14 protein-coding genes are annotated in these 13,530 nt (G+C 66.4%); 6 read left to right on the top strand and 8 right to left on the bottom strand.

Features of this window, described 5'->3' with window-relative positions; translation table 11 throughout:
* The first annotated feature begins 57 nt into the window (after positions 1-57).
* Positions 58-420, top strand: coding sequence for a hypothetical protein (locus tag A5709_RS07885; RefSeq protein ID WP_067950962.1), 363 nt, complete (start codon positions 58-60; stop codon positions 418-420).
* Here A5709_RS07885 and A5709_RS07880 read toward each other — a convergent pair.
* Genes A5709_RS07880 through A5709_RS07855 form a run of 6 tightly spaced genes read right to left on the bottom strand, consistent with a single transcriptional unit; the run spans position 417 to position 7,433 of the window.
* A complete protein-coding gene (locus A5709_RS07880) occupies positions 417-1,943 on the bottom strand; it encodes a class I adenylate-forming enzyme family protein (RefSeq protein ID WP_067950961.1) in 1,527 nt (508 codons plus the stop codon). The genes A5709_RS07885 and A5709_RS07880 overlap by 4 nt on opposite strands.
* Positions 1,936-3,540, bottom strand: a complete 1,605-nt coding sequence (locus A5709_RS07875) for a class I adenylate-forming enzyme family protein (RefSeq protein WP_068119241.1) — start codon at positions 3,538-3,540, stop codon at positions 1,936-1,938. The genes A5709_RS07880 and A5709_RS07875 overlap by 8 nt, the downstream gene beginning before the upstream one ends.
* Positions 3,530-5,011 (bottom strand): AMP-binding protein, encoded by a 1,482-nt coding sequence (locus A5709_RS07870; RefSeq protein WP_067950959.1) that lies wholly within the window; start codon positions 5,009-5,011, stop codon positions 3,530-3,532. The genes A5709_RS07875 and A5709_RS07870 overlap by 11 nt, the downstream gene beginning before the upstream one ends.
* Positions 5,011-5,808 (bottom strand): enoyl-CoA hydratase/isomerase family protein, encoded by a 798-nt coding sequence (locus A5709_RS07865; protein WP_067950958.1) that lies wholly within the window; start codon positions 5,806-5,808, stop codon positions 5,011-5,013. Before A5709_RS07865 ends, A5709_RS07870 begins: the two co-directional genes overlap by 1 nt.
* Positions 5,799-6,611, bottom strand: a complete 813-nt coding sequence (locus A5709_RS07860; protein ID WP_068119238.1) for an enoyl-CoA hydratase/isomerase family protein — start codon at positions 6,609-6,611, stop codon at positions 5,799-5,801. Before A5709_RS07860 ends, A5709_RS07865 begins: the two co-directional genes overlap by 10 nt.
* A gap of 9 nt (positions 6,612-6,620) precedes the next feature.
* A complete protein-coding gene (locus A5709_RS07855) occupies positions 6,621-7,433 on the bottom strand; it encodes an enoyl-CoA hydratase/isomerase family protein (protein WP_068119235.1) in 813 nt (270 codons plus the stop codon).
* Positions 7,434-7,564: 131 nt separating this feature from the next.
* Here A5709_RS07855 and A5709_RS07850 point away from each other — a divergent pair, with 131 nt between their 5' ends.
* On the top strand, positions 7,565-8,272 hold the full coding sequence (locus A5709_RS07850; RefSeq protein ID WP_068119232.1) for a hypothetical protein: 708 nt from the start codon (positions 7,565-7,567) through the stop codon (positions 8,270-8,272).
* Positions 8,269-9,165, top strand: a complete 897-nt coding sequence (locus A5709_RS07845) for an enoyl-CoA hydratase/isomerase family protein (RefSeq protein WP_068119229.1) — start codon at positions 8,269-8,271, stop codon at positions 9,163-9,165. The genes A5709_RS07850 and A5709_RS07845 overlap by 4 nt, the downstream gene beginning before the upstream one ends.
* Positions 9,166-9,184: 19 nt before the next feature.
* On the opposite strand, the gene A5709_RS07840 is transcribed toward A5709_RS07845, so the two are convergent.
* Entirely contained in the window at positions 9,185-9,997 is an 813-nt protein-coding gene (locus tag A5709_RS07840; RefSeq protein ID WP_067950953.1) for a TetR/AcrR family transcriptional regulator, read from the bottom strand.
* A 222-nt stretch (positions 9,998-10,219) separates the two neighbouring features.
* Here A5709_RS07840 and A5709_RS07835 point away from each other — a divergent pair, with 222 nt between their 5' ends.
* Both A5709_RS07835 and A5709_RS07830 read left to right on the top strand, forming a co-directional pair.
* Complete coding sequence (locus A5709_RS07835) at positions 10,220-11,017, top strand: SDR family NAD(P)-dependent oxidoreductase (protein ID WP_068119227.1); 798 nt, start codon at positions 10,220-10,222, stop codon at positions 11,015-11,017.
* Between the two features lie 44 nt (positions 11,018-11,061).
* Positions 11,062-12,069 (top strand): dihydrodipicolinate synthase family protein, encoded by a 1,008-nt coding sequence (locus tag A5709_RS07830; RefSeq protein WP_067951085.1) that lies wholly within the window; start codon positions 11,062-11,064, stop codon positions 12,067-12,069.
* Between the two features lie 90 nt (positions 12,070-12,159).
* Here the strand turns inward: A5709_RS07830 and A5709_RS07825 are convergent, their stop codons facing one another.
* Positions 12,160-12,399 (bottom strand): general stress protein CsbD, encoded by a 240-nt coding sequence (locus A5709_RS07825; RefSeq protein ID WP_068012632.1) that lies wholly within the window; start codon positions 12,397-12,399, stop codon positions 12,160-12,162.
* A 285-nt stretch (positions 12,400-12,684) separates the two neighbouring features.
* On the opposite strand from A5709_RS07825, the gene A5709_RS07820 reads away from it, so the two are divergent.
* A complete protein-coding gene (locus A5709_RS07820) occupies positions 12,685-13,527 on the top strand; it encodes an enoyl-CoA hydratase (protein WP_067950950.1) in 843 nt (280 codons plus the stop codon).
* Positions 13,528-13,530 lie beyond the last annotated feature (3 nt).

The following is a 13,530-nucleotide window of genomic DNA, read 5'->3' as shown; positions in this document are numbered from 1 at the left end:
CCGGATGCGCTTCGGCATATTCTGCCTGGGAGGGGGCAACGACATAAGCGAGGAAAAGTGCCCCGAACGATCCGCACGTCGGCCATCTTCGGTGTAGCCGTGGTCGCGATAGCTCTCGCACCCCCGGCCGTCGGCGACCCACTGGACCCGATCCCCGGCAACGGCGTGTTTGTCGTGGGCCCCGACATCGCACCGGGCCTTTACCACACGGGTGGCTCGGGTTCGGCCTTCGGCGTCTGGATCAACAACGTGCCAACCCAGGACTCGATGTGCTCGTGGTTCACCTACAGCACGCCCGATGCGAACAAGGACCACGTACTTCAGACGAATACCTCGATCGGCCCTATGTACGCCAATATCAACACGTCGGTCAAGGCCTTCGAGTCGCAGAACTGTCAACCCTGGACCCGGGTTTCCTAACGCTGATTCGCGTCGGTCAACATCTCTCGCAGCCTCCCGGTGTCGACTTTGCCTGTGCCGCCGCGCGGGATGTCGTCGTCGGATTCCAGCAGTAGCCAGACCGTCGGTACCTTGAAGGCGCTCAGCAGCTTTCGCGCGTCCCGAGTCAGTCGGTCAGCGGTTGCCGAGCCGTCGCACACCACAACCGCGCCCACCCGTTCGCCCGCCGTTCCGGGCACACTGGTGACATAGGCGCTATGGACCCCGTCGATGGTCCGCAGCGCGCGTTCCACCTCGCTGGGATAGACGGTGGCGCCGCTGACCTTGAACATGTCGTCGGAACGTCCGCGGTAGAACAGGAATCCCTCGCCGTCGAGGTGGCCCAGGTCGCCGGTCGGGTAGAACCCGTCGACGGTGAACAGTTCTTCTCGGCTGCGACCGCAGATGCCGCGCAGCGTATGAGGTCCGCGAATCTGGATCATGCCGACGGCGCCTTCCGGCACGGGCTCGCCGCTGTCGGGATCCACGATGCGAACCTCCATGCCGCCGAACGGCTTTCCGCAGCTGCCCCAAGCAGTCTCGGGCATATCGGTGTCGGCGGGATAGCCGCAGTATGGACCGAATGCCTCGGTCATGCCGAACAACGTGGCCCGAGCGCCGGGCCGGGCCCGCTGCTCGGGCGGGAGCAGTGCCTGCAGGCTTCCCGGCCGCAGGGCCGACAGATCGGCGCCGACCGTCGCGGCGTGCCTGGCCAACGCCTCCGCTTGGTCCGGCCAGCCGCGAAACAGCGTCACTTGCTCGGCTTCCAGCAGGCGCAGCGTGGTCTCCGGACGCGGGATCTCCTCCGTCACCAGGGTGGCACCGGCCAACAGCGTGGACAGGATTCCGCTGCCGAAGCCGCCCACCCAGAAGAACGGCATGGGCAGGTAGAGCCGGGTGTCGGCGGTGATGCAGCGCGCGGCCAGGCCCGACCGTACGGCCCCCAGTGCACTGCCGTGAGAGTGGAGGACGCCCTTGGGGGCCCCACTGCTGCCGGAGGTGAACATGATGACCAAAGGGTCGGCGGCCGTGACCGTCTCAGTCATGGCATCGACGATCCGGCGCACCGGCTCGCCGGCGGTGGCGTCGGCGAGCCGGTCGGTCGTCCAGACCTGACGCAAGGCAGGAAGTTCGGGTCGCAGCTGCTCGAGCTCATCGAGATAGTGATGACCGCGGAATTCGTCGACGCTGACCAGGAATTGCACGGCCGCGACACGCAGCTGCGCGGCGAGCTCACCGGCCTGCAGCAGGGTGCTCAGCGGTACCAGCACGGCACCGATGCGGGTCAGCGCGGCAGCCACCTGCACCCAACGAGTGCAATTGGGCATGATCAGGCCCACCCGGGCGCCCTTGCCCACACCGGCTTCGACGAACACCGCGGCCAATTCGCGTGTGGTGAGTTCGAGTTCGCGATAACTGATCCGCGACGTAGGGTCGATGACCATCGGTGTGTCGCCGTCGTGCTCGGAGCGGAGCCGCACGAGTCCGTCGATGGTGTCAGGCATCGAAGAGCGCTCTCAGTCCGCGGGTGTCCACCTTGCCGCTGGAGAGCAACGGCAGTTGGGAGCGCGATACGGCGATAAACCGCCGCGGAATTTTGTACGCCGACAATTCCGCCTTGAGCCCATCGCGCAGCGCCGCCTCATCCAACGCGGCGCCGTCCGGGACCACCACGACCGCCGCGACCAGCTCTCCGCGTTGGACATCGGGGACACCCACGACGTGGGCCGTCAACCCGCCGGTGACCCTGCCGATGGCCCGCTCCACCTCGTCCGCCGATACGTTGGCGCCGGCCGTTTTGATCATCGTGCTGATCCGGCCGAGGTAGCAGAAGAATCCGTCGGCGTCGGTACGAACCAAATCCCCGGTGTGGAACCAGCCGTCGGCGTCGAAGCACTCCTCGCGACTGCGTCGGTAGTAGCCCTGCATCACGTACGGTCCGCGGATGCACAGTTCCCCGACCTCGCCGACGCCGACCCGAAGTCCGGTTTCGGTGTCGATGATGCTGGTGTCGAAGCCGGGTGCCGGCTTGCCAAACGATCCGCGCCGGCTCTCGGGTTGATCGGTTTCGTCGTCGCTGATCAACACGATGCTGCCGGCTTCGGTCATGCCCAGCATGTTGTGCCGTAGTTCCGGGTCGCCCGGTCGGACGTCGTCCGCCATGATGGGGTACAGGTTGCCGCGCCGCAGCGATGACAAATCCCGTCGCGGGAAGCTTGGATGATCGGCCAGGTGTGCGATGCCGGCGCTGAAACCATTGGTCATGCTGGGTTTTTCGGCTTCGAGCAAGTCGAGCGTCTCGCCGGGATCGGCGGCGTTGGAGCACACCAGCGTCGACCCGGCGACCAACGTCGCGAGCAACCCGAACGCGAAGCCGCCGATCCAGAAGAAGGGCGAATTGCAGAACAGCTTGTCCTCGGCCGTCAAACCGCGGATCCTGTTGAGGTTCCGCTGGTGTCCGAGCAACGCCGCGTGCGTATGCACGACCCCCTTGGGGGCACTGCTCGACCCCGACGTGTACACGATGGCCAGGGGATCGCAACCGTGGACGTCGTCTTGCGTTGCCGCGAGCAGCTCGGGGGCCACCGTCCCGGCCAGCCGATAGAACCGCTCGATGTCGCGGATACGGCCCGCCGCCCCCGGCCGGTAGCCGATGCCGACCTCCCTCAGTTGGGGCGCGGCGGGGGAGAACAGGCGACGGCCGGGTTCGAACTCAGGGTCCGACAGCACCTCTTTGAGCCGCTGGACGTAGTCGTGGCTACGGAAAGCCGCTGCACCCAGGAGGATTTCGACGTCGCTGTCGCGCAGCTGCTCGCGCATCTCGCGGACGGTGACGAATGTCGAGAAGGGCACCACCACGGCACCGATCCGCGCCGCCGCCAGCATCGCGACGACGAACTCGGGCCCGTTGGGGTAGAGCAGGCCCACATGGGAGCCCTTGCCGGCCCCGACGGCGATCAGCCCGCGGGCGAGCTCTGCCGAGCGAACCTCGGCCTTCCGGTAACTGATGCGGTCGCGGTCGCAGACAAGTAGCGGATGGTCACCACGCGAGCGGGCCTGGTGGGTCAGGACCTCGGCGACGGTCGCGGTGTCACCGCGCATGGTCGCTGTGGGCGGCTGCGCTGAAGAATCTCTGGACCGCACCCAGATCGGCTTTTCCCGACGCTGTTCGCGGGATGGCTTCGACGATCGCGATTTCGGTGGGAATCTCATAGCGCGCCAGCTGGGTTCGCAGATAGTCCACCAGTGCGTCGGATTCGACGGAGGCGGGCTCGCGCGGTTCCACCATGGCGACCGGCGTTGCGCCGAGGCGCGGGTCGGGCCGCCCGACGACCGCCGCCGCGGCCACCGCGGGGTGGCTCTCCAGGGCCGTGCGCACGTCGTCGGGCATGACCTTGAACCCGCCGCGGATGATCGCCTGGTCGGCCCGGCCGACGATCCAGACGAAGCCGTCCGCGTCGATGCGCGCCATGTCCGTGGTCCGCATCCACTGGGCGGACGGCCCCAGTTGTCCCGGCTTGACTTCGAGCAGACCGATCCGGTCATGGCCGAGCGGCGTGCCGTCGTCGGAGACCACCCGGAGTTGCGCGCCTGGGTTGGCGCGGCCGACGCTACCCCGCTTGGTGGGCCAATATCGCTGGTAATCAGGTAGGGTCCAGCCGGCCACGCCGCCGCCGAACTCGGTTGCGGCGTAGGAGGTTAACACTGGGATTCCATACTTCTCGGTGAAGGCATCGGCGTCGTCGGCCGCCAGTGGGGCCGTGCCGCAGGTGACGGCGCGGATGCTCTCCAGGTCCGCCCTCGGCACGTCGGAGTGCAGCACCGTCCGCAGGGCGGCGGGTACCAGCGAGACCGTGCGCGGCCGATGCCTGCGCACGGCCTCGGCCCACGCGTTCAGCTCGAATCGCTCGAGCAGCGCGAACGGCCTGGCCTCGGCGATGCATTGCAACACGCGGAACACGCCGCCGATGTGCACCAGCGGCGAGTTGACGATCGCTACGCCGCGCCGCAGCTCGGTGGGCGCGGGGGGGCGGTCGGCCTCAGCGCCCATCACGCTGCGCGCCAGCATGTCGTAGCCGAGGTCGATTCGTTTGGGCGGACCCGTCGTACCGCTGGTCAACATGCGCACCGCCACGCCGGGCCGGAGGCCGTTCCCTCGCGCCGGCGGAACTGTCAGGCAGGCTTCCTCGGGATCGTCTAATCGGCCCGAGATCTCCACCGTGCTCGTGTCGGTCGTCGGGCGCACGAGTGCCGTCAGGTCGTCGTGTTCCCCGATGATCAGCGGCAGCCGCAGCGCGGCGATGTCGGCTTGTGTGCGCTGGTCACCGCGCGACGGGTTGATGACGACGACGGTGCCGCCGCCGAGCAGCACCCCGAGAAAGGCCGCCACCTGACCGGGGCGGTTGCGCAGCAGCATCCCCACCTCGCCACCGGCGGTATGCGCGGCGATGGCCTCTGCCATGGCGCGGACCCTGAACCACGAAATCCATTGGCCGTCAAACTCGATCGCGTGCGCGTCCGGGTCCAGGTTGAGGACGTCGGCGATGCGCTGACTGAGCGGGTGCGGAGCCATCAGCGGGTTTTCGGCGTGCGGGTGGCGCCGTCGCCGGCGTTCCGCTGGGCGGCTAGCTCCGCCGCGCCGAGCGGGTTACCGAGCCGGGTGTAGATCAGGCCCTGCTCCATTGCCGCGCGATACGGCTTGTCGAGCGACTCCCAAATCGCCTTCACCGTGCCCTGGGTCGCGGTCGGCGGCTTCGCAGCGATGGTCGTGGCGATCTCGTGCGCGCGGTCCCAGAGTTGCTCGGTGGGGACCACTTCCGACACCAGCCCGATCCGGAGCGCGGTGTCCGCGCTGACCCGCTCGTCGTTGCCCATCAGCGCGATGCGCAACGTCTCGCCGAGGCCGATGCGCCTCATCAGGCCGATCGGCTCCAATGCGCAGACCAGTCCGGCGGAAACGTGCGAGTCGAAGAAGGTGGCGTCCTGCGAGCAGATGACCACGTCGGATTCGTTGATGAAGTAGAACGCGCCCGCGGTGCACAGGCCCTGGACGGCGCAGACGACCGGCTTCCACATCTTCTGCCACTTGGGGCTCAGCGCCTCGCCGGGATCCTCGTGGTTCCAGACGTTTTCGGGCTGACCGTAGGGCGTTTTGATATCCAACCCGGCGCTGAACGCGCGGTCGCCGGCGGCCCGCAGCACCACCGCGTTGACCGACTCGTCGAGTTTGACCATGCGCCAGGCGCGGGTCATCTCCTCGCACATGGTGCGGTTGAACGCGTTCAGCTGCGCCGGCCGGTTCAGCGTGATCGTCGCGACCCGATCGGTGGCGTCCACCTCGAGCAGGATGGTCTCGAACGTCATCGACATTGCCAATCGGGCTTGCGCTTCTCCGCGAAAGCCTTGGGTCCCTCGGCCGCGTCCTCGGTGCGCAGCACGCGTTCGCGGAACGTCTCGGCCATGATCTCGGCTTCGTGCAGCGGAACGTTGAGGCCCTTGACGATGGCCAACCGGGTGCCCCGAACCGCCAGCGGCGCATTGGAGTTGACGATCTCGGCGATCTCGTGCGCCCGGTCGAGAAGCCGGTCGTGCTCGACGATCTCGCTGATCAAACCGAGTTCGTAAGCGCGCTGTGCGCTCATCCGCTCGTGCTTGCCCATCAACGCCATCCGCAGGGCGATCGAGCGGGGCAGCACCCGCGACAGCCGCACCATCTCGCGTCCGGCCACCAGCCCGATGCTCACATGCGGATCGAAGAAAGTTGCTTGGTCCGAGGCGATCACGATGTCCGATGTGGTGACCCAGTCCATGCCGGCACCACAGCACAGCCCGTTGACCGCGGCGAGCACGGGCTTGGCGGCCGTGCGAAACGGCGGGGTGCCCTCCTGCGGTGCCTCCCATTGGTCGTAGGTCGACAGATACGGGCGTTCGTAGATCACCTTGCCGTCTTCGGGAATGGCCTTGACGTCGGCGCCCGTGCAGAACGCGCGACCCGTGCCGGTCACGATGGTCAGCCACACCTTGTCGTCGTTCTCGGCCTCGTCGTAGGCGGCCCGCAGCTCGGTGATCATGTGCGGGCTGAGGGCGTTGAGGGCATCCGGCCGGTTCAGTGTGATAGTGGCGGTATGCCCGTCGACGTCGTAGTTGATGGTGTCGAACGAGTCAGTAGGCATCCTGCTCCCTCATCGGCCCTGAAATTTCGGTGCCCTTCGCTGCCGGAAAGCTTCCAGACCTTCCTTGAAATCCGCTGTCCGGCAAGATAGTTCGAGATTGAACAGCTCCTGTGTCATGGCTTGGCTCAGCGTGGCATGTTGGCCGAAGCTCAGGGCCTGCTTGGTCAAGCCGATCGCCGCGGTCGGGCCGAAAGCCAGCCGCTCGAGCAATTCCTCTGCGGCGCCGTCGAGCTCGGCGGGAGCTACCGCTTGGTGGATCAATCCCCAGTCGGCCGCGTCCTTCGCGCCGACCTTCTCGCCGAGCAACAACATTCGCCTGGCCCGGGCCAGGCCGACCAGCCGGGGCAGCAGCCAGGTGGCGCCCGAGTCGGGACTGAAGCCCCGGTCCACGAAGGGCTCCCAGAACACCGCGTCGGTGGCGGCGACGGTGAAGTCGGCTGCCAGCGCGAGATTGCAGCCAAATCCCGCGGCCCATCCCCGCACGCTACAGAGCACTGGCAGCTGGATGCTCGCCACCAGCTCGATCAGGCGGTGTGCGGCATGGGGGATCCGCCGCACAAGATCGCCGGTGCGAGGGCGCTGCCGGCCGTTGGTGGCTATCCAATCCACTCCGGCGCAGAAGTCGTCGCCACCCCTGATGAGAACCGCGCGCAACGAATCGTCGGCGGCGGCATCGGTCAATGTTCCGATCATGGAACCAATCATTGCTTGGCTCAACGAGTTACGCCGGGATGGACGATCCAGCGTGAGCCGCAACACGGCGCCGTCCCGGTGCACCGTCACCGCACCGTCGGCACCGGCCGTGTCGGCCTCCTGACTCACCGTCGAATCCGGCCTTTCTGCCGATACGGTTACCCATACAGTAGGCAATACGATTGATACGCTGTATAAGTTAGCAGGGTACGCTGCCGCCGGAAATAGCCGGGCCGGAACCCGAGCGAAAAGAGACAAGCATGGCCTTGCAGGGAGGGCGAGCGGAGGGGCGGGCCGCACCAGAGGCGCCGGGCGCCGGCGATGCCACATTCGGCGAGCGGCCCCTGGCCCAGACGGTGGCTGCCGCCGGCGCCATGCGGCGCCTGAGTTCGCTGTTGTTGGCACTCGAGCATCCGCATCCGACGGTCGACACCATGGTGGAGAAGTTCGCGCAGTGGGAGCGTGAGCTGTCCGCCGTTGCGCCGGAGGACAACGCGCCGCGGATCGGTGACATCCCCGACGATCCCCGGCGCGTCTATCTCAACCACGCCACCGACATCGGCGCCTACAACCCGTGCTTTCCCGAGTATCTGTTCGATCACCTCGATGCCGACAAGGCGACCGGGCGGGTGAACTTCCCCCTGGTTTACGAGGGCCCGCCGGGATTGGTGCACGGCGGTTTCCTGGCCGTCTTCTTTGACTGCGTCATCCAGCACCACAACTGCGTCACGGGCCTGTCCGGCAAGACGCGGTCGCTGGCGGTCGCGTTTCGCCGTCCGACGCCCGTGCTGACCGAGCTGCGGTTCGACATCGCTCGCTCGCAGAGCGAGCGCGGCGTCGTATCGACAGCGCGGCTGCTGCTCGACGACGAGGTGCTCTGCACCGGCGAGGTGAGCACATTGGCGTCCCCACCGGAAAAGCTGGCCGGGTTCCAATTCGGCAGGCGGCGAAAGGAGTCCGACACATGACTGCCTCGAGCGCCCAGGACGATCGGGTGCTGTTCGAGGTCGACCGCGACCGGCGTATCGCGACGATCACGCTCAACAATCCCGCGCAACACAACTCCTACGACGCCGCCATGCGCGAGGCCGTCGCCCGCTATCTGGACCGGGTGGCCGACGACGACGACCTCACGGTGGTGCTGTTGCGCGGGGCTGGTGGCGTCTTCTCCACCGGGGCCGACATGAACAACGCGTACGGCTGGTACGGCAAGCAGAGCCAACCGGGCGACGACCCGTCGCCCAAACGCCGCCCCAGCCAGCGCCGACGACTCGCCGTGGACCGCAAGTCTTTTGGCTTCTACCACAACTTCATGGGCTTTCCCAAGGTGACAGTGGGAGAGATCGCCGGGTATGCACTCGGCGGCGGGTTCGAGATGGCACTGATGACCGACATCTCCGTGATAGCGCGTGACACGAAGATCGGCATGCCGGCGACCCGCTTCCTCGGCCCCGCGCTCGGCAGCCTGCACATGTTCTTCCACCGGCTGGGGCCAGTACTGGCCCGGCGTCTACTGCTCACCGGTGACGTCATCGAGGCCGGCGAGCTCGAGCACCTTGGAATTTTCACCGACACCTGCGACTCAGCCGCCGTCGGGGCGCGTGCGCGGTACTGGGCCGAGAAGGCGGCAAAGATGCCCGCCGACGGAGTGGTGATCGCCAAGGAGGCGTTCCGTCTCGTCGAACAGAGCCAGGCGTACCAGGGTGAGGAAGTCGCCAGCTACCTCTTCCACGCCTTCGGCACCAACCTGCAATTCGGGCCGGACGAGTTCAACTTCGTCAAAGCCCGCGCCCAGCACGGCACGAAGGAAGCATTCCGGCTCCGCGATGAATACTTTGAGGTGCCCAAACCCGAAGCCTAATAACCCGATTCGTGGTTAGCTAGCGCCCGGCGGGGGCCTTGGTACGTGCCCGCGGCCCAGACGACTTGGCCGCCTTGCGTTGCCGTGACGGCGTCGGCTTGCCGGCCTTCGATCCCTTGCCCTCCTCGATCAACCGGCTGGCGTGATCGAGGATGCAACCGAGCCCGTACTCGAAATTGGTTTCGTCGGGTGCGCCGATGCGGTGACCGATCCGGCTTACTTGCGCGAGCAGGGGGGTTTTCTCGGGATCGATGGCCACGGCGTCCTCGATGGCACGCGCACCCTCGTCGGTGGATTGGTTCTTTTCGTACAGCCGCTGCAGCACCACCGAGCCGCGGACATGGACGGAGACGGCCGAGTAGGTGTCGAAGGCATCTTCGGGCGACAGGCCGGCCTCGACCAAATTGGCGATCGCCCTTTCCATCTCCTCGGCGCCCAACCGCGCCGCCTTCGGGCTGAGCGCGGCACGAATCAGAATCAGGTCGCACAGAATTGGGTTGCCCATGAACGTCTTACGCATCAGGCGCGCATGGTTGCGCAACGTCTCGCGCCAGTCGCTGGCCTCGACGTAGGGGGTGGCGAACACATACTTGCTCAAGGCGCGGTCGGTCATCGCGTTGAGCAGGTCGTCCTTCTTGCGGAAGTACCAGTAGATACTGGTCACCCCGACGCCCAGATGTTTGCCGAGCAGCGGCATGCTCAAGTTGTCGATCGATACTTGCTCCGCGAGTTCGAATGCGCCACTGATAATGTCATCGGGATTGATGGATCCGCGTTCGCGCCGTTGCCGCCTATCGGCAGTAGCTTGCTTTGCCACTACGGGCACCTCCATCACGATGTATCCTGTGCATACGGTCGGAGAGCTGTGCGAGCTCACCTGCGCATACGCTGGCGTTTCTGCCGCTCGACGAGGACCGTCAACTCGGCTTCTCTGCAATTTTTCATCTGCTACTGTAATACCTATCGTAGGCTTTTTGGTAACGAAGGCTGGACGGGCGAAGATGACCGGGCACAGGCCATTGATCGAGTCCCCCGATGAGCCACGGGAATTGCCATGGATTTAGGTCTGGCGCATGCCGCAACGGTGGTGGTCGGCGGCAGCCGCGGGATGGGTTTGGCGGCGGCACGATGCCTCGCCGACGAGGGTGCCCGGGTGGCGGTGGTCGGCCGCAGCCGTGATGCACTCGACTCCGCGGTCGCGGATCTGACCGCACGCGGAAGCGCGGATGCCGTCGGTCTCGTCGCGGACATCGGTGACGCGGGGCAGGTCGACGAAACATTCGCCGACCTCGCGCGGCGATGGGGCGGCGAACTCAATGTTCTTGTCAATACGGTCGGGCCGGGCGCGGCGGGCACTTTCGACGATTTGACCGACGAGCAGTGGCGCCAAGCCGTCGAAGACGGCGTGATGGGCATGGTGCGCTGCGTCCGCGCGGCACTTCCGCTGCTGCGTAAGGCGCAATGGGCGCGGATAGTCAACTTCTCGGCGCACTCGACCCAGCGGCAGAGCGTCATGCTGCCCGCCTACACGGCGGCCAAGGCGACGCTGACAAGCGTCTCCAAGAATCTGTCGTTGCTGTTGGCCAAGGACGAGATCTTGGTCAACGTGGTGTCGCCAGGCACCATCGCGTCCGAGTCGCTGGTCGGCTGGGCGCAGTCGGTAGGAGTCGACGGCGGCGACCCCTACGCGCTAATGGACGCCATTGCCAAGCACTTTGGCCATCCCGCGCACATGCCCCGGGCGGGACTACCGGAGGAGATCGGGCCGGTGGTCGCCTTCCTCGCGTCGCGGCGCAACTCGTACATGACCGGGGCGAACATCAACGTCGACGGTGGTTCGGACTTCACCTAACCGCCGGGATGGAAGAAAGTTCGGCTGATGGGAAGGAGTCGACGGTGGCGACGGCAAGTGAGGCGCGCGCCTGGGCGCGCGGGGCCTTGCGGGGAATCGGCGACTCGCTGTACACCCCGTTCTGCGGCCCGGATGGTGACGACATCGACTGGGAGGCCTACCGGACGCTGGTCCGGTATTGCGTCGGCGACCTTGGGCACCCGATGTTGTGGTGCACCAGTGGGCTCGCCGAATTCTGGTCGCTGACCCTCGACGAGCGAAAACGCTTGCTGGAGGTGGCGATCGAGGAAGCTCGCGCCGTCAACCCCGATGTCGTGGTGCAAGCCTGCACGGCGGCGATGGCGGCGAAGGACTGTCTGGACTTGACGCTGCACGCCCAAGAGGCCGGTGCCGACATCGCCTACATCCAGACGCCGATGATGGAGGCGCACGGGGGCGAGGGGGTGTTGCGATTCTTCAAGTACATCGCTGCCCGCACCGACATCGCCCTGGGCATGTTCAACTCACCGTCGTCCGGGTACGTGCTAACCGCAGTCGAGAGCGCACGGATCTACGACGAGGTGCCCGCGGTGTGCGCCACGAAGGAGGGCGCCTTCCGGCCGGCGAGTAGCCGCATGTTGCACCAGCTGGCGCCCGGCCTGGTGCTCTGGGAATGCGACAAGACGGTCTATCGCGCGGGGTGGCTGCGCGACGGGATCGTCTGTCCGGCCCAGCTGGGCACCGCGGGCTACCTGTTCGAGACTCCGCAGCGGCGATTGTTCTCCCATTATTGGGATTTGGTGCAAAGCGACAAGCTGATCGAGGCGATGGATTTCGGTCGTGAGTCGGGACTGGACCAGTTCGACCTCGACGTCGGATCCTGGTGGACCTGTTATCCGGGGCGGGCCGATTACTTCACTCATTGGGCTGGCGCGTTCAAGTACGCCGCCTCGCTGCTCGGATTGCCGATAGGCGAGTATCCGCATTCCCGGCCACCGCAAGCGGAATTGCCGCCGGAGGCCAAGTCACAGATCGAGGAGGCGTATCGCCGCCTCGGGCTCGTCGGAGCGTAGCGGCTCGGCAAAAGGCCTGTGCCAGAAGTCGACTGACGCGCAAGGACCCGGCCACCAGCCGGTGACCGGGCCCTTGCCACCCCTCGTACCTTACTGCTGTTCGGCCTTTTGGCGCGCCTCCGCCGTCTTGGCCTTGGCCCGGGCCTTCTCGGCCGCGGCTTCCTTCTTGGCCGCGTTGCGCTGGGCGTCGGCCTTGTCCTGCTGGGCCTGGCCCTCGTTCACTAGATCGTTGCGGCCGATGATCGTGCCGATGATCTCCTTGGCCTTGCCGAAGACCGCCTCGACGATGCCCTGGACCGCCTCGACCGGGCCACTCTTGATGTCAACCATTGCGTTTCCCCTCCCTGGTATCGGGTATCTTTCTTCGCTTTCCCAAATCGGTGGTCGAAGAAAACCTGGTGTGGGCGTGGTGCTCGCCACACTGGGCGATACGGGCCGATCGGCGGCCCATATTCCGCGGCTAAGGAGCGCGCTTCAGTAGACAGATATCCGCTGTTCGGCCGGGGTCCGCAGGGGCATGGCGGCGGTTGTGGAAAACGGTACCGATAGGTATACAGTATGCGTACAAAATATCGCGCAATCCGGTATGCGAACGACGAGGAGGTACCGGGGGAGATGTCCGGCAGCGACGGCGCTTCCGAGGACGCAGTGCTCTACGAGGCCACCGGCAGCGGCGTCGCGATTCTGACCTTCAACCGACCGGACCGTCTCAACGCCTGGGGTCCAGACATCGCCGCCGGCTTCTACTCCGCGATCGACCGCGCCGAACAGGACCCGGCCATCCGGGTGATCGTGCTGACCGGGCGGGGCAGGGGTTTCTGCGCCGGCGCGTATCTGGGCACGCCGAGTTCCGCGCCCACCTATGGCGACACGATGGAGAGGGCGAGTCAAACCAGCCTCGCCGACTTGGTCGGCGAACGCCCACCGCATTTCGTGACCACGCTGCGCAAGCCCGTCATCGCGGCCATCAACGGCGCCTGCGTCGGCATCGGCCTGACCCACGCGCTCATGTGTGACGTAAGGTTCGCGGCCGCCGGCGCGAAGTTCGCCGCGGTCTTCGCCCGGCGCGGGCTTATCGCGGAGTTCGGCATCTCCTGGATCCTGCCGCGCCTCACCACGTGGGGCGTCGCCCTGGATCTGCTTTTGAGCGGGCGCACCTTCCTCGCCGAAGAGGCGGCCGAGCTCGGCCTCGTCAAGGAAGTGGTCGCGCCCGAAGATCTGATGAAGCGCGCGTTGGAATACGCCGAGGACATCGCCCGCAATTGTTCGCCGGCGTCCATGGAAGTGATCAAGAGGCAGGTCTACGGTGACGCCACTCGCGATGTCGTGGACGCCACCTCACGCGCCGAAATCCTGTTGCGCGAAGCGATGCCGCGGCCGGACGTCATCGAAGGCATCACCAGCTTCCTCGAGAAGCGGCCCCCGCAGTTCCCCTCGCTCGACTCGACCGACGCTTAGCGC

It is taken from the genome of Mycobacterium sp. E1386, from assembly GCF_001672745.1.
Taxonomy (GTDB): domain Bacteria; phylum Actinomycetota; class Actinomycetes; order Mycobacteriales; family Mycobacteriaceae; genus Mycobacterium.
Note: the sequence above shows the minus strand (reverse complement) of the source record. Positions and strands in the feature narration are given on the sequence as shown.

Bases quoted from the DNA above. Each gene is read 5' to 3' on its own strand.
- A5709_RS07865 (WP_067950958.1), bottom strand. From the start codon at position 5,808: ATGTCGATGACGTTCGAGACCATCCTGCTCGAGGTGGACGCCACCGAT.
- A5709_RS07835 (WP_068119227.1), top strand. From the start codon at position 10,220: ATGGATTTAGGTCTGGCGCATGCCGCAACGGTGGTGGTCGGCGGCAGC.
- A5709_RS07850 (WP_068119232.1), top strand. From the start codon at position 7,565: ATGGCCTTGCAGGGAGGGCGAGCGGAGGGGCGGGCCGCACCAGAGGCG.
- A5709_RS07880 (WP_067950961.1), bottom strand. From the start codon at position 1,943: ATGCCTGACACCATCGACGGACTCGTGCGGCTCCGCTCCGAGCACGAC.
- A5709_RS07845 (WP_068119229.1), top strand. From the start codon at position 8,269: ATGACTGCCTCGAGCGCCCAGGACGATCGGGTGCTGTTCGAGGTCGAC.
- A5709_RS07820 (WP_067950950.1), top strand. From the start codon at position 12,685: ATGTCCGGCAGCGACGGCGCTTCCGAGGACGCAGTGCTCTACGAGGCC.
- A5709_RS07875 (WP_068119241.1), bottom strand. From the start codon at position 3,540: ATGCGCGGTGACACCGCGACCGTCGCCGAGGTCCTGACCCACCAGGCC.
- A5709_RS07825 (WP_068012632.1), bottom strand. From the start codon at position 12,399: ATGGTTGACATCAAGAGTGGCCCGGTCGAGGCGGTCCAGGGCATCGTC.
- A5709_RS07840 (WP_067950953.1), bottom strand. From the start codon at position 9,997: ATGGAGGTGCCCGTAGTGGCAAAGCAAGCTACTGCCGATAGGCGGCAA.
- A5709_RS07870 (WP_067950959.1), bottom strand. From the start codon at position 5,011: ATGGCTCCGCACCCGCTCAGTCAGCGCATCGCCGACGTCCTCAACCTG.
- A5709_RS07860 (WP_068119238.1), bottom strand. From the start codon at position 6,611: ATGCCTACTGACTCGTTCGACACCATCAACTACGACGTCGACGGGCAT.